Source organism: Sphingobium sp. JS3065, from assembly GCF_026427355.1.
GTDB lineage: Bacteria > Pseudomonadota > Alphaproteobacteria > Sphingomonadales > Sphingomonadaceae > Sphingobium.
Genome location: NZ_CP102664.1, coordinates 378,961 through 400,003, shown reverse-complemented (window position 1 = coordinate 400,003; position 21,043 = coordinate 378,961). Strand labels below are relative to the sequence as shown.

At 62.6% G+C, this 21,043-nt stretch carries 20 protein-coding genes; 10 read left to right on the top strand and 10 right to left on the bottom strand.

Features of this window, described 5'->3' with window-relative positions; genetic code table 11:
* The first annotated feature begins 281 nt into the window (after window positions 1-281).
* The 4 genes from NUH86_RS02025 to NUH86_RS02010 are packed head-to-tail and all read left to right on the top strand — an operon-like array spanning window position 282 to window position 1,870.
* Window positions 282-929, top strand: a complete 648-nt coding sequence (locus tag NUH86_RS02025) for a S24 family peptidase (RefSeq protein WP_267251040.1) — start codon at window positions 282-284, stop codon at window positions 927-929.
* A gap of 9 nt (window positions 930-938) precedes the next feature.
* Window positions 939-1,364, top strand: coding sequence for a thermonuclease family protein (locus NUH86_RS02020; protein ID WP_267251039.1), 426 nt, complete (start codon window positions 939-941; stop codon window positions 1,362-1,364).
* Window positions 1,355-1,558 (top strand): DUF6961 family protein, encoded by a 204-nt coding sequence (locus NUH86_RS02015; protein ID WP_267251038.1) that lies wholly within the window; start codon window positions 1,355-1,357, stop codon window positions 1,556-1,558. Before NUH86_RS02020 ends, NUH86_RS02015 begins: the two co-directional genes overlap by 10 nt.
* A 15-nt stretch (window positions 1,559-1,573) precedes the next feature.
* Window positions 1,574-1,870, top strand: coding sequence for a hypothetical protein (locus tag NUH86_RS02010; protein WP_267251037.1), 297 nt, complete (start codon window positions 1,574-1,576; stop codon window positions 1,868-1,870).
* Window positions 1,871-1,922: 52 nt separating this feature from the next.
* Here the strand turns inward: NUH86_RS02010 and mobF are convergent, their stop codons facing one another.
* Genes mobF through NUH86_RS01995 form a run of 3 tightly spaced genes read right to left on the bottom strand, consistent with a single transcriptional unit; the run spans window position 1,923 to window position 7,592 of the window.
* On the bottom strand, window positions 1,923-4,859 hold the full coding sequence (mobF, locus tag NUH86_RS02005; RefSeq protein ID WP_267251036.1) for a MobF family relaxase: 2,937 nt from the start codon (window positions 4,857-4,859) through the stop codon (window positions 1,923-1,925).
* A 35-nt stretch (window positions 4,860-4,894) separates the two neighbouring features.
* Window positions 4,895-7,270 (bottom strand): type IV secretion system DNA-binding domain-containing protein, encoded by a 2,376-nt coding sequence (locus tag NUH86_RS02000; protein WP_267251035.1) that lies wholly within the window; start codon window positions 7,268-7,270, stop codon window positions 4,895-4,897.
* Window positions 7,260-7,592 carry a hypothetical protein gene (locus NUH86_RS01995; RefSeq protein ID WP_267251034.1) on the bottom strand — a complete coding sequence of 111 codons (333 nt, stop codon included), beginning with the start codon at window positions 7,590-7,592 and terminating at the stop codon, window positions 7,260-7,262. Before NUH86_RS01995 ends, NUH86_RS02000 begins: the two co-directional genes overlap by 11 nt.
* A 439-nt stretch (window positions 7,593-8,031) precedes the next feature.
* Between NUH86_RS01995 and NUH86_RS01990 the strand changes: the two genes are divergently transcribed.
* Window positions 8,032-8,226 carry a hypothetical protein gene (locus tag NUH86_RS01990; protein ID WP_267251033.1) on the top strand — a complete coding sequence of 65 codons (195 nt, stop codon included), beginning with the start codon at window positions 8,032-8,034 and terminating at the stop codon, window positions 8,224-8,226.
* Between the two features lie 105 nt (window positions 8,227-8,331).
* Here the strand turns inward: NUH86_RS01990 and NUH86_RS01985 are convergent, their stop codons facing one another.
* Window positions 8,332-8,568, bottom strand: coding sequence for a hypothetical protein (locus tag NUH86_RS01985; RefSeq protein WP_267251032.1), 237 nt, complete (start codon window positions 8,566-8,568; stop codon window positions 8,332-8,334).
* A 325-nt stretch (window positions 8,569-8,893) separates the two neighbouring features.
* Between NUH86_RS01985 and NUH86_RS01980 the strand changes: the two genes are divergently transcribed.
* A complete protein-coding gene (locus NUH86_RS01980) occupies window positions 8,894-9,127 on the top strand; it encodes a DUF6437 family protein (RefSeq protein ID WP_267251031.1) in 234 nt (77 codons plus the stop codon).
* A gap of 113 nt (window positions 9,128-9,240) precedes the next feature.
* Here NUH86_RS01980 and NUH86_RS01975 read toward each other — a convergent pair whose 3' ends face one another.
* The 6 genes from NUH86_RS01975 to NUH86_RS01950 form a co-directional block, all read right to left on the bottom strand.
* Complete coding sequence (locus NUH86_RS01975; protein ID WP_267251030.1) at window positions 9,241-9,630, bottom strand: single-stranded DNA-binding protein; 390 nt, start codon at window positions 9,628-9,630, stop codon at window positions 9,241-9,243.
* Window positions 9,631-9,921: 291 nt separating this feature from the next.
* Entirely contained in the window at window positions 9,922-10,353 is a 432-nt protein-coding gene (locus NUH86_RS01970) for a DUF6915 family protein (protein WP_267251029.1), read from the bottom strand.
* A gap of 11 nt (window positions 10,354-10,364) precedes the next feature.
* Window positions 10,365-10,826 (bottom strand): DUF6878 family protein, encoded by a 462-nt coding sequence (locus NUH86_RS01965; RefSeq protein WP_267251028.1) that lies wholly within the window; start codon window positions 10,824-10,826, stop codon window positions 10,365-10,367.
* Window positions 10,827-10,953: 127 nt separating this feature from the next.
* Window positions 10,954-11,907: a DUF2493 domain-containing protein gene (locus NUH86_RS01960; RefSeq protein WP_267251027.1), complete on the bottom strand. Its 954-nt coding sequence runs from the start codon at window positions 11,905-11,907 to the stop codon at window positions 10,954-10,956.
* A gap of 298 nt (window positions 11,908-12,205) precedes the next feature.
* Complete coding sequence (locus tag NUH86_RS01955; RefSeq protein ID WP_267251026.1) at window positions 12,206-12,628, bottom strand: hypothetical protein; 423 nt, start codon at window positions 12,626-12,628, stop codon at window positions 12,206-12,208.
* Between the two features lie 11 nt (window positions 12,629-12,639).
* The gene (locus NUH86_RS01950) at window positions 12,640-13,575 is read right to left on the bottom strand and encodes an ArdC family protein (protein ID WP_267251025.1); all 936 of its coding nucleotides are present in this window, start codon (window positions 13,573-13,575) and stop codon (window positions 12,640-12,642) included.
* Window positions 13,576-14,008: 433 nt separating this feature from the next.
* On the opposite strand from NUH86_RS01950, the gene NUH86_RS01945 reads away from it, so the two are divergent.
* The 4 genes from NUH86_RS01945 (at window position 14,009) to NUH86_RS01930 (ending at window position 20,888) form a co-directional block, all read left to right on the top strand.
* Window positions 14,009-15,298, top strand: coding sequence for an EVE domain-containing protein (locus NUH86_RS01945; RefSeq protein ID WP_267251024.1), 1,290 nt, complete (start codon window positions 14,009-14,011; stop codon window positions 15,296-15,298).
* 74 nt (window positions 15,299-15,372) lie between these two features.
* Entirely contained in the window at window positions 15,373-16,257 is an 885-nt protein-coding gene (locus NUH86_RS01940; protein ID WP_267251023.1) for an aminotransferase, read from the top strand.
* Complete coding sequence (locus NUH86_RS01935) at window positions 16,257-19,958, top strand: DEAD/DEAH box helicase (protein ID WP_267251022.1); 3,702 nt, start codon at window positions 16,257-16,259, stop codon at window positions 19,956-19,958. The genes NUH86_RS01940 and NUH86_RS01935 overlap by 1 nt, the downstream gene beginning before the upstream one ends.
* Before the next feature lie 6 nt (window positions 19,959-19,964).
* Window positions 19,965-20,888 (top strand): DUF2726 domain-containing protein, encoded by a 924-nt coding sequence (locus NUH86_RS01930; protein WP_267251021.1) that lies wholly within the window; start codon window positions 19,965-19,967, stop codon window positions 20,886-20,888.
* Window positions 20,889-21,043 lie beyond the last annotated feature (155 nt).

Here is a 21,043-nt window from a genome sequence, read left to right as displayed (position 1 = left end):
TTCCGCTATTGCAATGGACAAATATTCCTTCACCCGTTCATGCGTTTTCCGCCTCGGCCTACGACCAGAACGCAAATCTTCCACGAACCGCGGATCTCCCACTGCCATGCGCCCGAACTTGCTCGGCGGTGTATTCGTCCGCACCAGAAAGGTCTCGATCTGCTCCAGTAGCTCCATCGCCGTCCGACTCGCTTTGCTCTTGCGTTCTTGTTATGTTCATATTAGGAAGGCGTCCTAGAGTCTAGGATGATTTTTCCTAGCATTCGTGACAGGACAGTGTGATGGACGAAGCACGACAGGCTCTCGACGAGCTCATCTCATCCCGCAAGGGCTGCACCTACTCGGGAATTTCCCGGCTCCTCGGTCGCAATGTCTCTTACATCCAGCAGTACATCCGCAAAGGCAGCCCGCGGTATCTGGACGAGAGCGATCGCAACATTCTCGCGCGCTTCTTTGGCGTGGATGAGCGCGTGCTGGGCGCCCCCTCTCATCGCAGCGCACCTGTTGTCGAACTGGTGCAGATCCCGGTTCTGGACGTTGAAGCCTCCGCCGGTCACGGCGCGCTCGCCGAAATGGAAAGCAAAAGCGGACAATTCGGTTTCGACGAAGTTTGGCTCCGCAAGCTCACCCCAAGCAAGGCTTCAAGTCTGTCGATCATCCATGTTCATGGCGACTCGATGGAACCCACGCTCAACGACAGCGACGAGGTCATGGTCGACCTCGGTGACGGCCAATCACGGCTTCGCGACGGCATCTATGTCCTGCGCATGGATGACGCGCTCAGCGTCAAGCGGATCGCCATCGAACCCCAGGGACGGCGGATTTCGGTGGTGAGCGACAATGCCGCCTATCCAAGCTGGCACGGGCTCGAACGCCGCGCCATCAACATCGTCGGCCGGGTGCTCTGGTTCGGCCGCAAACTACAGTAGAGTTTCAAAATGTTCCTGACACTTGCAGCCGCCGTCGTCGCGGCAGGACAAAGCTTCACCTGTACCCCGACCCATGTCTGGGACGGCGATGGACCGATCTGGTGCGCGGAGGGCCCGCATATCCGTATTTCGGGTATTGCAGCGCGCGAGATGGACGGCACCTGCCGGACCAACCAGCCCTGCCCGCCCGCCACTGCGCTCGAAGCGCGCGACCGCCTCGTTTCGCTCTTCGGCGGCTCACGCGGGACAATCCCGACAGGGCATGTGATCGTTTTTGCCCCGGCCATGCACTGCCGCTCTGAAGGTTCGGCCGGTGGCTCGCGGACAGCGGCCTGGTGCACCCTTGCCTCGGGCGCCGATCTATCCTGTGCGATGGTCCGCACCGGAACGGTGCTGCGGTGGGACCGCTACTGGAAGAACCACCGTTGCCGCTGAGCGACTGGGAGCTCTGGGCCTGCGCCAACCAGGTTCTCACAACCCATGGGCATGATGCCCGGCGCCATGTGGCCGAGCAGATCGGCGCTCTTGCCCTCGCCGGTGATCAGGAAGGTGTCCGCACCTGGCAAGAGATCGCAAGACGAATTGCCGACCTGGCAGACCTCAGGGATGCGCCGACGTCCCGGCACTGACCGATACGTCTTCAAGTGGTCGACAGCGCCCTGTGGCACTGCTCAACCGATCGGCGAAAAATCGCCCAGGAAGAGACAGGCCTGCCCTTCGCCGCGCATACCGCCTTCGCCTTCGATTACGAACCCGCGCATGCGCTCGACCAGATGCCGCGCGAGATCGACCCGGGCGTTCCGCTGCTGGCGCGGGTCGTCGGCATTGAGTCCGCAGAGAACTGGCTCGGGGGCTACCGCAAGCGCCACTTCCAGATGGGTGAGCAGAATATCGTCAGCGATTCGGGGCATGGCCGCATTGAGAACAAATTAGGAACATAAAGTCAATCTGCATGCCTTTGAACTCAGGCGACGAGCCCTCTTGCGACTGCTGTCAGATGCCGATTTCGAAGGGTTTGACGATCGAGCGGTCACGCTCGGGTGGCTCGCGACCGGGCGCTTGTACCTTATCCATCTGATCGCCCTTTGCTTGCCCCTGGGCCGCCGCATCGCGGAGCAGATCGACGGTTTCGAGCGCCGAGCGCTTCATGCCGGTGTTGCGCCCGACCGCAGCTTCGAGCCGTGACGCATTGTCGACGAAGAGCGTGAGTCCGTCACGCAAACGGGTGATTGTCACCAGGAACGTCTGCTGGTTCGACAGATTGCGCTCCCGGCTGTCCATGACCGCGATCCCTCGGTCCGAGGTCAATCCCTGCGCCATGTGGGCATTGAGCGCGTAGGCGAGGTCTAGCCTCCGCAACATCGGATCCTCCCTTGCCAGCTCATGCGCGATGCCCATCGATGTAGTCAGTTTAACGGACTTGCTGTCGATCCCGGTAATCCGGGCTTGATCGGCATTGATCAGGCCGCGCTTGTGGTCCGTGTCCGTCCAGCGGATGCGGTCGCCGGCATGGAGTTCAAGAGGCTTCAGCTCGTAGAGCCGCAGGGGGGCATGCTCGCCTTGCGGCCGGAGCTTCCCTGGTCTGAATTCGAAGTGCTTGCCCTGCCCGTTCTCGAGGGTGACACGCTCGCGTTTCGGGTCGCTTTCAACCACCCGGTAGGTTCCGCGCGTGAGGCCTTGGGCGCGCTTGTCGCGGTCGACTTCAACCACCATGCCGCGAACATAGGTGCCCGTATACCGCAGTTCCTCGCGTGTCGTATTGACGCGCGCAAGCACGTCGAGCTTGAGCGCAGGCTGCCCCAATTCGCCATTTGCCTTGAGACCTGTCTGCACGGCCTCGTTTACCTCGCTGCGCAGTGTGCGCCCCGACGCATAGATGGCGGTCCGCTCACGCTCGGCGGGTGCAAGCGCCAGCCATGCTGCGGCGGCCTCGATAGCCGCCCCTTCCCCGACCTCGACGACATTCGATCCGAGGTGGCGCAAGGCTTCTTCGATCTGCCCGCCTTGTGCGGCATGCTGGGCAGCCCGCAGTGCCCGGTCACGACCGCGCAAGTTGATGTTCATGGTCGCTGTCTCGACGCCAGCCTTCTGCATGACCTCAAAGGGTTTGCCGGCATCGACCGCACCCAATTGCTTCCTGTCGCCGATACTGGCGAAGCGCGAAAGCTCGAGAAGGTTCGCCAGCCGGACCAGCTTTTCCTTGTCGGTATTGCCGACCATCGAGGCTTCGTCGAGGAGGACTACGGTGCCGTGCAGTTCGCTGCGCGCCGACGCAAGGGCCGCTTTGTCTCCGCCTTCGAGCAGCGCGGCATGGCGCTTCAGGAACCGCGCCACGGTCATTGATGGGATCCCGGTGTCGCGTTCCAGCATCTGCACGAGCGTGTTCTGGACGGCGAGCCCGAGTACGGATTTGCCTTCCTCCCGCAAAATGTCGGCGACGGGTTGGAGCACGGTGCTCTTGCCTGCCCCCGCCACCCCCTGGATGGCCACAATGCGGTTGCTGGAGCCAAGGAGAAGCCTTCCTGCGGCCTCCTGCCCCTGGTTGAGGGTGATCCCATATTTGAGCTGGGAAAGCGCCTGTAGGCGTGCGCCTGCCTCGGCTGGATCGACGATGGGCGGTGCCATCCCGCGCCCTGCTTCAACGGCCGCGACAATCCGCTGCTCGGTCGCAATGGCCCCCACCGTTGTGACAAGTCCCCGGTCCGCCCCTTTGCCGCGCGCGAGTTCGCCCTGTCGCAGCAATTGCCCCACCCTGCGCTCGATCTCCGGCATGGCCACCGGCAATCCGAACCCCAGGGCCACCTTGTAAATGTCGGTGCGGGCAAAGGCTGCTTCGCGTTCAGAGAGGTGGCGCACAGCCGAAGCAACCGCATGGACAGCGGCAATCTCCTGCGGCGATTTTCTGGCCAGATCGCGCGGGACCAGTGGATCGCCAGCGCGCAGTCCCAATCGCTCGGCAAATGCCTGAGCGATGCCCCGACCGTGCTCGACCACGTCGCGAACGAACCCGCCGAGCGTTGGCACCCCGCCGATGTCCATGGCAGCCCGGCCATTGGCCCTAGCGATAACCTCGGCGGGGTCAAAACCGATCCGTGCTGCCTGGTCGCGCCACTGCTGACCAAGCGAACTGCGATCCTCGATCGTCTGCTTTGCCGCGCGCGTCATGAGGTTGGCGGCATTGCGCGCGGCCAGCCCCTTGCCGTTCATCCCTTCAAGCGCAGCAACGATTTCGGCGCGGCGGGTACTGAAGGCATCGCGGATGTGCCGGGGCACCCCCGCCGCTTCAAAATTGCCATGCTTGCCGATCTCGCCGATTTCGTAGCCGAGCTTTTCAACCGAGAGCCGGAAGCGCGCCATCGTCATCGCATTGAGGAGCGTATTGTGCTCCCAGAGCTTGTCATTGCGAAGCGCTCGCCACTTGCCGTCAGGCCCTTGGGTCACGTTGGCGACAACGGCATGGATATGGGCGCCCGGCTCCTGGTTGCGGTTGGTGTCGTGCTGGAACAGCGCGACGAGCAAGTTGCCGGTCTGGGCGATCTTCTCACGTCCGCGCACTTCCATGCGGGTTTCAGCGAGGTTCTTTTCCGCCCAGGCGAGCGTCTCCTTCACGGCTGCGGCATAGGCATCAATGATCCGCTTGTCGCCGCCGACAAGCGCGAGAAGCGACCAGCTCTTGGGCATGGAAAACGTGAGATCGGTCCCGGCACGATGCTCGCGCCCATCGCTGCCAACCCGGCTGCCATCGGGCAGCATTCCCTTGAGTACAGCTTCGAACTGTCGCGCATCGACTCGGCCCTCGAGGCCCTGACGCTCCGCGCCCTTGCCGAACCATTCGCCGGACCGGTCGGCATCGGCGCGGGTGTAGTAGTTGTCCGAAGCGAAGTAATTGGCGGCGCCGCTGGCGGTGCGCACATTGGCTACGGAAAGCATGGTGTGGGCTCCTTGTGCGGCGCCGCCGTCAGTGGTCAGATATCCATGTCGACATCGCCGAAACCGCGATCATCTTTGGCAGACGGATCAGGCTCGGTGAGGCCGTCTTCAAGCATCAGTCTGCGCGCTTCCGCCGCCGCATTGGGTGCACGCTGGCGTTCCTCAGGAGCCTGCCCGGACTGCCTCGCCATATGGCTAGGCGCATCGCTACGCACGCCATCGGTCTTGGCCGGCTCCTGACCATCGGCCGCCCCGGCCTTGAGCACGCCGTCCTTGGGCATGGCAGGGGCGGTTTCCCGGACTTTTGCCGTGTCCGGCTGCTCCGCCTGCGCGGGCCCTTCGGGGGCATCAGGCACACCGGTTCCGGTCCGCATGTCGCGGTCGGCAACGCTGCCGGGTGCGGTTGCTTGGGCTGGCAATACCGGTGCCTCGTCCTGCACGGGCTTTGCTTTGGCAGAGCGTTCGAGCGCCAGTTCGCCCTGCTTGGGGACGACCCTTTTGCCCGCCCCGTCGTCGTTCGACGAAGGCTGCTCGGAGGCGGAGTTTCCGTCGTCAGGGAGCCATGGCTTCAGAGGGACCACGGGTGTCCCGCCGCCTTCCGGTCCGCCATCATCGCCGGCCCTGCGAATGAACGGCTCGGCTCGTCTGCGCCGTGTGACGGGCGTCAACTTTACCGGTGCCGCCGGGAATCCGTCGGGGAACTTGATGTAACCCGAAAGACGCGCGAGGTTCATCAACTGGTCGGGCAGCAGCAGCGGCTCGATGTGCTTGCGCGAGGTCAGGCTGACCGCATCGCGCGCGTTGTTGTAGCCGTAGGTGTAACCCTCCTCCATGTCGCGCACCTGGGTGTGCCCGATGAAATCGGAACACCATGTGGCGGTCTCGCGGTCGGCTGTGCCGAGGATCAGCTTGGTCCTGGCAAGCGATGACAGCGTCATCGCCATGTTCTCGCCGTAGACCTCTTTGAGCTTGGCATAGGCATGGATGCCGGTGACGATCGCGCCGCCGAAATTGCGCGCCGTCTGGAGCCCCTTCTCGAGCGCTGGCAGCCGGTGCAATGCTCCGAGCTCATCGACGAAGAACCAGATGCGCAAGTCCCTGGTCCGGTCGAGTGTCATCAGCGTGTTCATCGCCAGATCGAGCCAGACGGTGAGTAGCTGCGAACACACGCTCATGTCGACATATCGTGCGGAGATGAACACCATCGAGCCCGAACCATCGTCCTGCTCGACCCATTGCCGCAGCGAGAAGCGGCGCCCGTTTTGCGGCAAGAGCTTCAGTGCCTTGGCATTGGCGTTGAACACGGCACGGATCGATTCCGCCATGCGCGCGGCTTCGGGGGCAGTGAGCGGGTCGGCGATCGTACCGCGCATTAGCCGGTGCACTGATGCAAGGTCTGCCGTCATCAGTTCTGACGCCAGCGCCTCGTTCGTCCCCTGCCCGCGCGCGCGCAGCTTCAGGCACATTTCGACGAACAACAGGCGCGCGGCGAGTACCCAGAACTGCTCTGACCCACCACCATCGTGCGGCACGAGCGCTTCGGCGGCAGCGGTGAGCTCGGCCTCGTCACGGCACTCGTCGAACACGCTCCATCGCGGACAGCGCGCATCGAGCGGGTTGAGGATGACGTCCCGGCTGCTGTCGTAGAAATGCTCGATGAAAGTGCCGGTCAAATCGAAGATCACCGCGCGCTGGCCGCGACTGCGCGCTTCCTCGATCATGTCCGACAGGGCCACCGTCTTGCCCATGCCGGTCGTGCCGATAAGCATCGCATGGCTCTGCTCGAGCCGCCAGGGATAGCTGACCTTAGCGAGCTTCGACGGGCGGTAGGGAAAGACCCTAGCGAGTTCGCTCGGCATACAGAGCCGCCAACGCCATCCCATCGCCTGGGTCAGATCCTTCGCCCGTTCGGCGAGGTTGTGGACACGGATTTCCTCGACCAGTTCGGGCAAGGTCGCCAGCATGGCGCCGCGCTCGTGCTTGCGCTCTTTGGACTTGCGGCCAAAGCGCGCAGCGAACCAGTAGAACAGGGCGAAGGCTGGCAGGAGGGCGAGCGCCGAGCGCCACAAGACGCCTTGGAGAATGTCCACCATGTGGCCCCATGCACGTACCACCGGCGGGAAAGTTTCGACCATCGCGATGGGGAACTGGACGGTCCCGCCAAAGCCTGTTTCGAGCGCCACCTGCTTGGCGGGATCGAACTCCATGAAGCCGTAGGCAGAGGCATATAGCCGCATCCACACGAGGTAGGTTTCGTGGTCGGTGAGCCCGCCCGAAAGCATCCACCAAGACATCGAGGAGATGACGGCAAGGGCAATGAGCAGGGGCCCCTTGAGGCCGGCGGCGAACATGAAACCGAAGTGGCCGAGGAGCTGGCTGCCGCGCGTGAAGTTGACGAGGTTACGCTTCATGGGAGCCTCCCTCGTCGGGGCTGGCGGTGAGGCCGGCCTGCTTGCATTTGATGGCAAAGGCCTGGTGGACCCGCTCGCGCAAGGCGTGATCCTTGTGCCCGGCTAGGAGGGCATCGACCCCCACCATGGAGAACAGGGACTGGCGATAGAGCCGGCGCAGGAGACCGCGATCGCTCGTTACGGAGATTTCGTCTTCGCAGGCTCGAAAGATGACCGAACGCAGCCATTCGCTGACCGCCAGACCATCGGCGGCAGCAGCAATCCGAACCCGCGCAGCGAGTTCGGAAGTAACATAGACTTGCAGAGATATTGGTCGTGACATTGACCGACTCCTTCAAACGAGGAGCCTGGTCGCACTGCGAAAGTGCTTTCCCGGTTAAATCACAATGAAGAACATGTCAAGAACGAATGGACTCAGCAATTCCGCCCCTTTCCGCCTCCCCGCCAATCACTTCAAATTGCATAAATTCCATTATATCAATGTGATTGAGAAGTGACCGAACCTATTTTCTAGGTATAGTTCATTGGTATCAGGGACTAAATGACCGGCGACATGTCGCGTACGGTGTGCTTGAATTCCCCCCTTCCCAATAGCTGATCCAGGTGCGGTTCCAGATAATGGATGGAGGGCAAGATGTGCCGTTCCGGCGGGATGGCCTGGCCGCATTCGGCCGCGAATTCACGGCGGTTGCCGCGCTGGCCCGCGCCCCAATCCGATGGTATGACAGTCCAGCATTTAAGCCCGAATGGGGGTGCAGCGAATGTCCAGCGTAACACTGTCCGCAACGCCCAAGGGCAATGGCTTCCAGGCAACCATCACCTACGCGAACGGTGTCGGGATCAGTTCAGCCGAGTCCTACCCAACGAAAGCCGAAGCCATTTCGGCGGCGGCCATGAAGCTGCTCGATATGCCCGAGCGCCTCGAAGCGTTCGATGCTGCCGACGCGGACATTTGATGCTGCAGTCACGTGTTCACCCGAACGCCGGTTACGAGACTGCCTTTGGAGCCGAGCAAAAAGAAAGGAGGAAGCCCATGCGTGGACTTCCTCCTCCCGGTAGCGTCAGAATTCATCGTTGAGTTTGCCCGGAACCGTGTCGATCACCCGGTCCATCATGCCCTGCGGCAATGCCCCGTAATCTCCCTCGTCGATAGCGACATAACCCGCCTCTTCATCGGTCAGGATGTACTGTGTGAAGTAGCTGTGAAAGGCCCGGGCATGGGCCTGATCCAGTGCGGCAACATAGGCCGACTGGTCAGCGCGGAAACCGGAATACGAAAGGGCAGCGTTAGCGTTCATGTCAAACCTCCTGATGGTTGATGCTTCGCATCGGGAAGTGTGAGGATGTGGGCGACGGGCCGGGTCAGGGACCGCGTGGCACACGCGGCCGCGAAGCGGCGATGGGGGCAACGATTTTTTCCGGGCTTGCCCGGTAAAAATGGTGGGGCCCCGTCGTCCTTGACGCGGCCCCAAAGCCCGCATCACCATTGGACTTCTGCGAGAGAGACCTCTCCCAACGCTTGCGGGTGCCACCAGGACCTGCCCCACAAACCGTTTTCCTACAGGGCTTCGGGCTGGCAAATGTCACCTCGGAGGGGACCAACGGCCACGAAAAGGAACCCCTATGGCCAGGTCCAAACCGAGTGCGCTCGATGCACTCAAACGACTGCGCGAACAGCGCGAGGAACTTGCCCAGCGTGAAATCAAGCTGCGCGAGGATGCCGCAGGCGAACTCGGCAAGCTGCTGATTGAATGCAGCGCGGAAACGCTCGATCCGGGCAAGTTACGCCAGCTCGTGCGGGCGACGATGGCGATCGGGATCGATGCTGCGCTTGAACGAGTATCAGCGGGCAAGTGATACCAGGCGGCGGCACGGGGCTCGATGCCGCGTGCCGCCGCTTTCGCCAGCCAACACAAAAATGGCCCCGGTGGCTCGCGCCATCGGGGCCATATTGCGGGGGAGCGCCGGGTTCAGTCTTCGTCGATCGGCGGCGCATCTTCGTTGTTGCCCGAGCGCGGCTTCGAGAGGAAGTCGACCTTGTCGGCGATGATCTCGCAGCCGTAGCGCTTGGCTCCGTCCTTGTCCTCCCACTGGGTGTAGTGGATGCGCCCCTCGACGGTCACCATCTGCCCCTTGTCGCAATACTTGGCGACATTCTGGCCGAGACCGTTGAAGCAGGTGACGCGGTGGAATTCGCTGTCCTTGGCGGTGTAGCCGTTCTCGTCCTTGTAGGTCTTGCCATCCTTGCGGGCGGGCCGGTCGGTCACGACCGAGATCGAGGTGATGGTGGTGCCGCCAGTGGTGGTGCGGGTTTCGGGATCGCGGGCGATACGGCCGACGAGGATAACGAGATTGGTCATGGGTTTTCTCCTGATCGAGCATTCCGGGTCCATCCCGGCTGCGAACTGACAGAAGAAGCGGCCACCGGGCGATCGCACCGAAGGGGAACCCGGATCCGGTTCGGGTGGTGCGGGCAGCCGGGCAAAGCCCGGCAACACGGCCGGACCTGATCCGGGTTGCGAACGACAGGGGGTTGATTCAAGGAAGGTTCGCGAAGAGCCGGTATGGCGCCTGGATGAATGGGCAGACACCATGCTCAAGTCTGTGGCTTCAGCCCTGCTTCGCTGTCCCTTACCGCCCCGGACCGACGGTCAGATTTCGACCCTGAGCGACTTTCCCGCAGCAGGATGTGACCCAGCGACGGGCGGCTCACTGCCGAGTTCAGACTGGTCCCCTGGCGCTGCCAAGGGATCGTTGAAATGGTGCCCCCTGAGCATCCAGGCCTGCGGTGCAATGAGGCGCGCCCAATCGGCAAAGGAGGGGATAAAGCCAAGATCGTCACGAACGTGCTGCTCGCCGATGAGGCGGACCGGAACAGTCCGGCCGTCAGCATTGACGATCGTCGCCCCGAACAGGACTTCGAGCATGAAGATGCCCTCGGCATGGTGCCGCAGCGCGCGGTGCCGGGGGTCCGCGAGAATGGCCTTCGACTGGTCGAACCACTGGTGCAGCGGTAGATAGTCGTCGGGCGTGCCGCCCCATTTCCGCACTGAAGACAGGGCGTGATAGTAGCAATGTGCCATGACGCCCTCCCTCACAACTCAGTGCAGTGCTGGTTGTAGTCGGTGAAGCGCACGTTGCATTCGAGCACGAAGCTCGCTTCCTCGACATCGATTTCGAGATGTCCGCCCGCACCATCGTTGTTTTCCCATCCTGGATGATGGCGTTCGAGGGCAAGATAGGCGAGCGATTCCAGAGCCGCTGGCAGCAGCACGGGATCGGCGAGATCCGCTTCATCCGGTCGGTCATTCGGGATCGGATCGAGCACCGTTTCGGGACAAGCCAGCGCGCTATCGGCGGCATCAAGGCAGACGATCTCCTCGACCGCGCCGCTGTCTCCGGACCCGTCGAACCGGATCTCGACTTTCGCGATCCCGGCCTGTCGTAAGGCTGGAATGACCGCCAGCTTGAGGTGCTGTAACTCGATCTGAGCCTTCGCTTCGCGCTCGGCCTGGCGCGCTGAAAATTCAGCCAAGGCTACTTTGAAGTCGGTCATGGATAATCCTCCTGTGCTGTGCAGCCATGCGATCAATCCGCATGACCCGCTGACAAAGGCGCTTGCCTCCCCTCTTCAGCAGCAACGCCAGCGCCGATGAGGCGCTGGCGCGGATGGGCTTGCGGCCTCATTCGCTGCTTGGGGGAACAGCCTTGGGGCTGGTGCCCAGCGGCCCGCGGCGGTCGACGACAGTGATCCGGCGCGTCTTGGCCTCGATTACCAGTCGTTCAAGGACACCATTGCCCGGGAATGCGATGACGTAACGCGGGTCGAGCGAAAGCATGCGCTCGTTGCGCTTGAAGCCCGCACGGGCACCTAGCCGCATATCGAGCGAGAACGTGACCTGAGGGACCTGTCGGCGCTCAGCCCACGACGATGCCAGGCGATCGACGCCCTTGGTGTCGCCGCCATGGACCAGCACCATGTCCGCGACGCGCTCGCGAACCTTGTCGAGGGTTGCCCAGACGTTGTTGGCAAAGGTCAGTGCCTCGTCCTCGGTCGCGTGGCGGATACGGCCACCAGCGAAGACGACCGGCATGCCCTCGGGCATGGCCGCACGGCGCTTGGCCTCGGCCCGGGCGCGCATGAAATCACGCCCTTCGACCAGCGCGGAAGTGAGCATGGCACCATGGTTGAACCGCGAGCTGGAAACGGGCTTCCAGGACGAACCGAATTCGTTGAGGTAGAGGGCCGCGGCGACCTCGCGCATCTCTTCAAGTGCCAGCATGGCGCTCTCAGCGCACTGGGCGCGTTCGACCTGGGTTTCGAGTTCATGCGTGTGGATTTCCGATCCGTCTGCGGTGGCGACGAGTGCACGGACCTCGTCGGTGGCACGATCAAGGGACGTCGACTTGCGCTGCGCGGAACGGTGGAACAAATTGACGAAGGCCCAACCGAGATCCTCGGCATCGACTTCGAGCGCGGTGCCAGAGAACAGCGCGAACAGATCGGACCAGACGCCTTCGAGCGTCTGAACGACGGCTTCGCGGACTGGAAAATCTGTGCTGGTGACGGGGGCTGGACCGATCGAAAAACCGGCAAGATCGAGACCTGCGAGTTGGTCGAAAAATGACGTGTGCATGGGATGTCCTCCTGACTGGTGTGACGCCGACGCCTCCATCCATGGCTGCGCCAGCGAGAGCCCGTCAGGGCCAGCATTCAGGTGGAGCCCCGCACCGCAGGGGAACCCGCTTTGGCAGGCCGGCGCGGGCAGGCTTGGCCCAAAGCCAAGCCAACACGGGCCTGCCAAAGCCGGGTTGCGGGGACCGCCGGCTGGCCCAGGGCCTCTCTCGCATGGAGCAGGCCATGAGCGGCACCATTCGGATCACTCGCGTCAGGAACGACTGCTGATCATGTCGTGCTGACCGTCTCTGGGCAGATCAGGCAGCCCGTTTGCGGTAGACGCCTTCACCATTCGACATGTGCCCGAGGCAGTCATAGGCGCCGAATAGCGCATCGAAGCGGGGTGCAATCTGCTGGAGCCAGCGCTGCGTCCGGGGCGAACGGACGGTGCGCCATTCGGCATCCCAATAGGATCCATCGTCCCGTTCGGCGGTCCAGACGGCAACAAGGCTTCCGTAGATCGAGACACCGAAATCGGCATAGGCGTTGCGCATGAGGATGCGATCCTCTCGTCCGCGCCATCCATCGTGCGCCACCAGCGACGGAAAGGCACCGGCAGCGCGTTCCCTGAGATCGTCCAGCAACCACTCATACTCGAATTCCCAGTCATCGGAATCCTCGACCTCAAGCACGGTGAATGCGACTATGCTGCCCGAAGGGTAGCTGACCGAGCGGCCCATAGCGCCCTCCCTCAAGCAGCCAGCGCGGCGACGCTGGCCTCGTCGATGACGGCGATGCCACGGCCGCCTAGCTTGAGCAGCAAGCTGGAGGCCTCCTCGGCCTTGGCGGCAGCCGTAAGGATGGCGCGGTCGTCTTCCTTCAGCAGCTTGAGCCAATGGCCAATATAGCTGGCGTGGCTGTCGAGATGTGCAACCGGAAGACCAAGTTCAGCACCCAGCATCGCGCTTGAAAGCTCGGCGATCAGTTCCTCGGCCGCATAGGCAGCGGTGCCGAAACGGTTCTTGAGATCGCGGTCCAAACGGCTGGCATGGCCGGTCCAGTGCGAAAGCTCGTGCGCAAGAGTCGCATAGTAATGATCGAAGCCGGAAAACAGGTGCGCAGGCGGCATGGTGATGCGGTCGGCAGTCGGCTCGTAGTAAGCCTCATCCCCCTGATGACGGAGCACTGCCGGGAGCGCTCCAAAGAAAGCGTCGAGTTCCAGCTCGCGGCCTTCGGGCTCTACCAGGTCAAGCGTTGCGGCAGGGTGGAAGCGCTCCGGAAGATTCTCGACCTGGTCAGCGTTGAAGACCGGATAGGCCTTCAGGACGCGGCGGGCTTCCTCGCTGGTTTCTCCCGTATCGGGGGCTTCGACCTCCTTGGTATAGCTCTTGTAGAAGATGGCGATGGTCGACTTCTCGCCCTTGCGGACCTGCGCACCGAGCTTCTGCGCCTGGTTGTAGGTCATCCAGTAAGAAGACGCGTAGCCGCACATGTCGGCGACCATCCACAACCAGAACACGTTCATGCCGCGATAGGGTGTTCCGCAAGCACGCAAGGGGCGTGAAACAGGGACGCCGCGCCATGGCTTGATCCAAGGCTTCGTGCCTGCCTCGAGGCGCGCAACGATTTCCTGCGTAATGCGGGTTGCAGGCGATTGGGCATCACCGCGAAATCTCTGTCTGGTCATGTCGGGCTCCTTATATGGCCGACGGGCATCGATGCTCCATCAGTCCACGAACAGGGCGCAGCCTCTTCTCTCCGCCCCTTTTCGGAAGCGGGCGAAATTCGCGACGAAGTGTTGGTGAGTCCATTTGTTCTGTTTACGTCGACCGCCAACACATCTCGGCGGCGCTATGACGAACATTTTGGACAGTCCGGAAAGGCGGCTAACGGGAAGCTGCACCTGAAAAGCGGCCGCTCGTTCTATTTATCGTTTAATGGTAGTGCGCCTATGGCATCAGTGGGGCTCTGCGCCCTTTCAAGCATAACCTCTGCTCGAGGCGCAGACTAAGAATGGCCTGCGCACTGCCGCTCGGTTGTCACGCCGACGCAGAGCCAGAATCGGAAACAAAAAACACAACGTCGGCAAGGCAATCGCGACAAGATTAACTGAAGACACTATGGTGATCGTTTGGCGCAGGGTTGCCCATAGCAATCAGATTTTGGCGGGGGATATGCAAGAAGACGCCTATAGAGCCTGGCTAGCGACCCTGACGATCGTCAATAAAACTACTGGCAACCAGATCTCGCGCATCCACCGCTTGGAAATAGCATTCGGCGACCTCGATATCGCCTTCGATGCCGATGGGATGGCGACGGTGATCGCTGCGCTCCAATATTCCTCCAAGGACGGCGCGGCGAAAAAGCCGCTCCCACCGGGCATTGTGTCGAAAGGCGATTACTACCGAACGATGTCGACGCTGCGTCATGCCGCCGGCAAATATCGCTCGTTTCGCATTTGGCAGGCGGGAAATCAGCCCGTCATGGCGGTTCCCGAGACCTTCGCGCCGTTGGCACAACCGAAATCTGCTGCAGGCCGATCGGTCCCACCGACGGGATACTGGATTTTCCAGGCCAATCCCACGCGGTGGGATGCCGATGCGTGGACATCATCGGGCGAGAGGTCGTTGCTCTATTATGTGACTCCGCATGATCGCGATTTGATCCAGCTCGGCGATCTTGGCGTGATCCGCCGAACGGCTCATCGGGGAACTCCGGCTGCGATCGTAGCGCTGGTCGAAGTCGTGGAGGCGACCAGGCAGCAGCCTGAGCCGGATCCCAAATTCTTTATCGATCCAGTGCTTGGCGCAAAGCCAGAATATCGCGTGCGCCTCGAGCGGCTCGCCACATTCGATGAGCCTGTCATCGCGAAAGACCTACCCGCCGACGAATCCTTCGACCTGCTGCGCAAAGGCCTGCAATGGGCCTCGACGCCATTTCCGGCAGCCGGCTTCGCCCATCTGGCGCAACATGCTGAGTTCACACCGCTCGACCTGGCGGCGATCCGAGGCTCGCGCTCCCATGCAGGGCTGAAGGCGTTGCAAGCGATGGCCGCAAGCCTTCCTCCGAAACGGCGCGTCGTGGTCAGCCGTCGGATCGAGCGCGGGCTGATCGGCGATATGGTGAAAGCCGCGCGCAAGCACCGCTGCCAGGTCTGCGAAGCGCTGGGGCGCGACGCGGTCGCGTTCGTCAAAAGCAGCGGTGAACCTTATGCTGAAGCGCATCATGTGATCCTGGTGAGCACGCTGCAGGCTGGTGTGCTCGAAGCAAGCAATGTCATGGTGCTGTGCCCCAATCATCATCGCCAGGCGCATTATGGTGTGTTCGAGGTACTCGCGGCCGATGGCGCAGGTTGGATCCTCCTAGTCGATGGGAAGACGTTGACCATCCCTCAAACCGCGATCTGGTGAGGGTCGATACGATGCTCCACAATTGTCCCCCACCAATGCCCCTCCTCAACCGCTGGCTTCGCGGCGTTGCACGGGTGAACGGCAATTACGGACATCTGCTGTTCGAGCAGGCGGAGCCGATGGATGATGGAATGGTCGCCGAGCTGCGACCCTATTTCGAGTCCGCGCACCTCGACGCGCGTGATGTGTTTCACCGCGCCGCCCGGATCGACTTGCATCCCGATGCCGACGGACCGGGCGGCAATGCGCAATATCCCAATTGTCTTCCGGCGACTGCCAAAAAGGGTCTATTCGGCGAAGTGATGGCCGGGCTGATGACTCAGGCTTACCAGTTCGTCGGCGGCCACCAATGGTCGATTCCGATCTTCCTGTTCCGCTACCATGCCGAGGTCGAGGCCTATATCTTCGATCTGGCGCGGGATCCGGCGCGCGTTCGGGAAATCTCCGGCCGCCATGGCAACGATTTTATCGCGCTCGGGATCGATCCAGCCACCGGCCAAGTGGTGCGTTTCATTGCCGGTGAGGCCAAGTGGCGCGCTTCGCTCACGCCAAGCGTGATGGACGAGATGATGCTCGGCGGCTGGACCGGCCCACCGGAAGCGCGGGTCCGCTCTAATGATGGCGTCTGGAACGAGCTCAACCGCGGTCTGACTGCGCCGCAGGGCCTGGAGCAGATGCACCGACTGCTGTGCGAGAAGGCACGCGAGCAGTATGCTGAGGCGATCGTGTCGCTCGATCGCGCTCTTTTGATCGGCGGCGCCCCGCTTCCGCGAACCGATTTGATCTTCGTGGCCGGGAACAAAGCCGCCCGACGGAACCCTGGCGAGACCTACTTGCCGGGTGCCGCGCCACCAGTGGAATATACCGCAGGGCGGTCGCTCCAAGTCGTCGAACTCGTTGTCGAGGGTGGCGTCGATCTCATCGAGCGGCTCTATCGCTCGCTCTGGGTCAACCCGTGATGGCGCGGCTCGATGAGCAGCGCCGCGCGTTGGCGATGAACATACGCTTCAATCGCGCCGCCGAGAATGAGTTGACGCCCGCGCAGGCTCGTTTGTTCGTTCGAAGTTTGCAAACCTCGTGGCAGGTGCCGCCGATCGCGTGGGGGCCGCGAGAATCGCATGAGCAGTTCGATGACGCGCGGCGGCTTCTGCATGCGGCAGGAATCTTCCGCGAGATCGACGGCGAAGGCTCGCCGGAATCGCTCGGCTGCTATCGACGCGCGGCAGAGCTGCTCGAGTGGCTCGCACGATCCTCCGATCCCGTGACGCGCGACGTGCCCGTTGGCTTGCTCGCGGCGGGTGCGTACCAGATGGCAGGATTGCCGGCGATGGCGACGAGTCTGCTGCGCCAGGGTCGCTACGGCGGCGGCGTCGCCGAGATCTTCGCCGCCTTCCTCGGCGCGGACTTCGAGCGGCTGCTCGCGCGCACCGCAGCTTTTTGGAGCGACCACGCAGCGCTGACCGGCCGCGACGGCTCGGGGCCATTATTGGCCGTCGAAGACGACGCGGATACCGAGACGGACGATCCTGCCGAGGACGATGCTCAAGCCGCTTTCGTGGCAGGCGAACCGGATGTGGGCGTGGTGCCACGCGCGGACAGCAAGATCGGCTGGTATGTGGTGGTCGAGCTGGTGAGGGCCGTTGGCCTCATCGGCGACAGCCTGCGTCGGGGCAATGATGGCAGGCTCGAACAGGCGATCGACAAATTGTCTGGGCTCAGCGCGCTGGCGACCCGCCTGTCCAGCGATGAGCTATGGATCCTGATCAACCTTGTCGAGGCGACCGCGAGGCGCTTTGCGGCCAACAGCCTTCATGGCCGCGTCGCGCGGCTGGCCGCACGCGCGCCAGAGCAGCAGCTTCGTATGTGGCGGTTCGCCCGCGAGCAATTCGCCCGTGGTCGGGGCGTCTTGTGGACGTCGCAGGTCCAGGGTCTCGAGCGTCTGATCGCGAGCGACAGCTTTGCCCTCTGTACGCCGACCGGATCGGGAAAGACGCTTGTCGCCAATCTCGCGATCGTGAAGGAGCTGCTCCTCGTCGATGCGCCACCAGGGCAGGCGCCGCTGGCGCTGTATCTCGTGCCATCGCGGGCCTTGGCGAGCGAGGTGGAAGCAAAGCTGACGGCCGAACTTGGCAGCGACCTGATCGTGACGGGCCTCTACGGTGGGGCTGACTGGGGCATCACCGACTATTGGCTGACCGCCGATCGCCCTGTGGTGCTGATCGCGACCGTCGAGAAGGCCGAGGCGCTAATGCGCTATATCGGCCACTTACTCGTCCAACGGCTGCGCCTTCTCATCATCGACGAGGCGCATCAGGTGGTTAGCGAGAACGACGCCGGGGCGCAGGAAGCGCTTGCCTCACACAGTAGCCGCGCGATGCGGCTCGAGGCGATGGTATCACGGCTCCTGGCAATCAAGCCCGACATGGCGCGGATCGCGTTGACTGCGGTCGCTGGCGGCGCCGCGCTCCCCGTTGCCCAGTGGATTGAAGGTCGGATGGATGCGACGCCTGTTGGGCTCAGCTATCGCAGCAGCCGGCAGCTGATCGGCGGGCTGCGGGTCGATTCCCGGCGCGCGCCGGAAGCCGTGCTTGACATCATGAACGGGCAGACACTGTATGTTCGCGGGCGTGACGCACCGGTCTACCTGCCGCTGCGCATCCCGGCAATGCCGCTTCCCGCCGCGATCATCCGAAACAGCTTGCCGCACTACAATCAGCTCTATGTGCTTTGGACCGCGCTGCATCTGCTCGAGGGCAATCGGCGGGTGCTGATATCTGTGGCGCAGTCGCCCGAAAGGCTGATGAAGCGCTATGCGGAGGCGTTTGACCTCCCCGGCTGGCAGAATGTGCCACCGTTCGTGCCCCCGGCAGATCTCGATGGACAAGCGCGCTATCAGGAGACCAGCGCGGCCTGCGTCGATTATTGCGGTGAACAATCGTTCGAGGTGCGACTGCTCGATCACGGTATCGCCACAAGCCATGGCCAGATGCCGCAACGTCTACGGCGGCTCATGACGGATCTGATCGATCGCAGAATCTGTCCGGTCACGTTGGCGACGGCGACATTGACGGAAGGTGTGAACCTGCCGTTCGACATTATCTTCCTCACCAGTCTGGAACGGCGAAGCTTTGACACGCAGGCGCAACAGCCGATTGTCGTGCCGATGTCGACTGCGGAATTCCGCAACCTGGCGGGCCGGGCCGGACGGCCGGGCGCCGCCGAATCAATCGAGGGCATCACGCTGGTAGCAGTACCCGAGGCACCCTCAACCACAGCGCCGGGACAGCGCAACGAGCAGTTGAATCAAATCCAGCGGGCGGCGCGGGACTACAACAATCTGCTGGGTCGGCTTCAGGCAGAAGACGCCGGTGGTGTCGTTCACAGTCCGCTGGTCGTGTTGTTACGCTCGATCTGGCAAAAGGCGGCGGCTCAGCTCGGCCTGCAGACACTGGAGCAGTTCCTGGCCTGGCTGGAAGCGACGCTGCCCGAAGCGGCCGGTGCCAATCTCGGCGTCGGCTCGCGAACAATGGCTGATCAGCTTGGCGACAGCCTTGATGAACTTGACGGGTTTCTTCTCGCCGCCAGCGAGGAACTGACGCGGATTGATCTGGTGGGATTAGATGGTGCTCGAACCGAAGCGTTCCTGCGCACCCTTTGGCAGCGCACATTCGCCAGGGTTGCCGCTGCCGAGGAAGCGTGGCTGGAAGCTAGTTTCATCAAGCGGGGGCGAGCCTTTGTCGAGAGGCTCTACCCGGATCCCCAGCAACGGCGGCGGCTCTACCAATATGGTTTCACACCCTATATCGGCCGCCGCTTTGAGCTGGTCGCCCCGCAGCTGATCGCCGAGCTTCGAGCTGCGGGCGAATATGGCACATGGACGGCTGAGCAGCGCTTCGCTTTGCTCGTCCGGCTGGGTGAGCGGGTGCGCGCGGAGCCAGGGATCGGCTTTCGCGTCCGCGACACGGTCGGCGACCAACTTGTTCTAGCCAACTGGCGCGGCGTCGTTGGATGGTGGATGCAACTGCCAGACGCCGTTGCACCGGACGCCGAGCGCCTTCGCGCGTGGCAAAGGTTTGTCACCGAGAATGTCGAGTTCAAACTTGGGGTCGCGGTTGGCGCGGCGGTGGCGCAGGCCTGGGGTCAGAATGCCGGCGCGCTGGAAACGCCCACACTCGAAACTTGGTGCGCAACCAGCGGGCTGCCTTGGGTCGGGTTCTGGTTCCGTGAGCTGCTGCGTTGGGGAACCCTCGATCCCTTCATCGCCTTCGCGCTTGCGCAAGGGTTGGCGCGAACACGTGAGGAAGCCGCCGCTCGGCGTCCAGAGTTCGAAGCCTGGCTTGCCCAGGAGGGATTCGATCGCGCCCCGGAGACGTTGATAGATCCGCAACGCTTCCTGGCGTGGCAGAGGTCGCTCGCGGCAGATAGAGATGCCGCCGATGTAGTACGGGCGAGCGTTGCACAGCTCACGCAAGTGGATGGGCGGCGCGGATCCTATGATGTGCGCCCCGTTGTCCGCGACGACGGGATCGACTGGATCGATGCGGCGGGATACTCGGTCGCCCGCTCGCCTTACTCCGCAGCATTGTTGACCGGCCGCCCCGACCGCCACGATTTCAGGGTGACTGCCTGGCCAGCGGTCGAAGTGACCCGGATTTACTGACGCGCCATGAAGAAGCGCCTTTCAAACCTCAGCGAGCAGCGCCTGTACGAGGAAGTCATCGGTACGGTTGGCCATTACCGCGCGGAGATCTACCGCAAGGTCCGTGTCGCGGATGTCGTCGATATCAACGCCCTCCCGACACGTGCCACTGGGACGTACGCGCTGCAGGCGCATTTCGACATCTGCGTCTGTGACGAGGATCAGATACCCGAGTTTGTTATCGAGTTCGACGGTGGCGGACATGATCCGCGGCATGACATGAAAAAAGACGCGATCGCTGTCGCAGCTAATCTTGCCATGTTCCGGATTGACGAGACCCTGCTCAACCGCGCCCAGCTAGGCATGACTTTCCTCCAATATCTAGTCCACACATGGTTTCTGGCCGGAGAGTTTCGGCGCATGCGTGAGAATGGCGAGGTTTCTGCGGACGAGCCATTCGTCATGAGCGGCTTCCTCAAGCCCGACGCCAAGAATATCTTCGATTCCGAGTTTGATTTCAGGATGCCCGCCGTTGGCAAGCTAAGCCGCATCATGAAGAGCGCAGGGTATTGGACTGATCCCCTCGACCATCTTCGCATGTCGTCTCTTATCATGGGACGTGATGATTCCAGCTTCATCGGGTTCGCCGCCGTTCCGCTTGGCGCCGCGATAGCCTGCGGTCGCGCGCGGATCGACGTTGGAACACCCTGCCTCGGAGGTCTTGAGGAGCTGCCGTTCGGCTGGTCGGCGCTCTCCGACTTTTGCGAAGGTCTCGTGGTTGAAGATCTCTGCGACAGTGTCGAGATTACGCTGATGGGCGGCGGCCATGCTGCTCTGCGCCACGATGATATGCTTGGCGAAATTAGTGACCTGCGGGCCAAGGGTTATCGCCTTATGCGCGGCATGAGCGGCCCGGAATCACCGTTGTTAGAGCTTGCGAAACGGCCCTAGGCTGGGCTTCCTTCAGCGCATCGAGGGTGGCAGTTCACCAATTTCCAAGCCGGCGATCCAGCTCTCAGCCGTATCTGATTGCGGTGGGAATATCACTTAAGAGCACGGGTTCTCACATTGGCCGAGGCCATCCATTGGCGGCGTGCGAGGAAAAC

Excerpts from the sequence above, each read along its gene's own strand:
- NUH86_RS02025 (WP_267251040.1), top strand. The coding sequence starts at position 282 with ATGGACGAAGCACGACAGGCTCTCGACGAGCTCATCTCATCCCGCAAG.
- NUH86_RS02020 (WP_267251039.1), top strand. The coding sequence starts at position 939 with ATGTTCCTGACACTTGCAGCCGCCGTCGTCGCGGCAGGACAAAGCTTC.
- mobF (WP_267251036.1), bottom strand. The coding sequence starts at position 4,859 with ATGCTTTCCGTAGCCAATGTGCGCACCGCCAGCGGCGCCGCCAATTAC.
- NUH86_RS02000 (WP_267251035.1), bottom strand. The coding sequence starts at position 7,270 with ATGAAGCGTAACCTCGTCAACTTCACGCGCGGCAGCCAGCTCCTCGGC.
- NUH86_RS01995 (WP_267251034.1), bottom strand. The coding sequence starts at position 7,592 with ATGTCACGACCAATATCTCTGCAAGTCTATGTTACTTCCGAACTCGCT.
- NUH86_RS01990 (WP_267251033.1), top strand. The coding sequence starts at position 8,032 with ATGTCCAGCGTAACACTGTCCGCAACGCCCAAGGGCAATGGCTTCCAG.
- NUH86_RS01985 (WP_267251032.1), bottom strand. The coding sequence starts at position 8,568 with ATGAACGCTAACGCTGCCCTTTCGTATTCCGGTTTCCGCGCTGACCAG.
- NUH86_RS01980 (WP_267251031.1), top strand. The coding sequence starts at position 8,894 with ATGGCCAGGTCCAAACCGAGTGCGCTCGATGCACTCAAACGACTGCGC.
- NUH86_RS01975 (WP_267251030.1), bottom strand. The coding sequence starts at position 9,630 with ATGACCAATCTCGTTATCCTCGTCGGCCGTATCGCCCGCGATCCCGAA.
- NUH86_RS01970 (WP_267251029.1), bottom strand. The coding sequence starts at position 10,353 with ATGGCACATTGCTACTATCACGCCCTGTCTTCAGTGCGGAAATGGGGC.
- NUH86_RS01965 (WP_267251028.1), bottom strand. The coding sequence starts at position 10,826 with ATGACCGACTTCAAAGTAGCCTTGGCTGAATTTTCAGCGCGCCAGGCC.
- NUH86_RS01960 (WP_267251027.1), bottom strand. The coding sequence starts at position 11,907 with ATGCACACGTCATTTTTCGACCAACTCGCAGGTCTCGATCTTGCCGGT.
- NUH86_RS01955 (WP_267251026.1), bottom strand. The coding sequence starts at position 12,628 with ATGGGCCGCTCGGTCAGCTACCCTTCGGGCAGCATAGTCGCATTCACC.
- NUH86_RS01950 (WP_267251025.1), bottom strand. The coding sequence starts at position 13,575 with ATGACCAGACAGAGATTTCGCGGTGATGCCCAATCGCCTGCAACCCGC.
- NUH86_RS01945 (WP_267251024.1), top strand. The coding sequence starts at position 14,009 with ATGGTGATCGTTTGGCGCAGGGTTGCCCATAGCAATCAGATTTTGGCG.
- NUH86_RS01935 (WP_267251022.1), top strand. The coding sequence starts at position 16,257 with ATGGCGCGGCTCGATGAGCAGCGCCGCGCGTTGGCGATGAACATACGC.
- NUH86_RS01930 (WP_267251021.1), top strand. The coding sequence starts at position 19,965 with ATGAAGAAGCGCCTTTCAAACCTCAGCGAGCAGCGCCTGTACGAGGAA.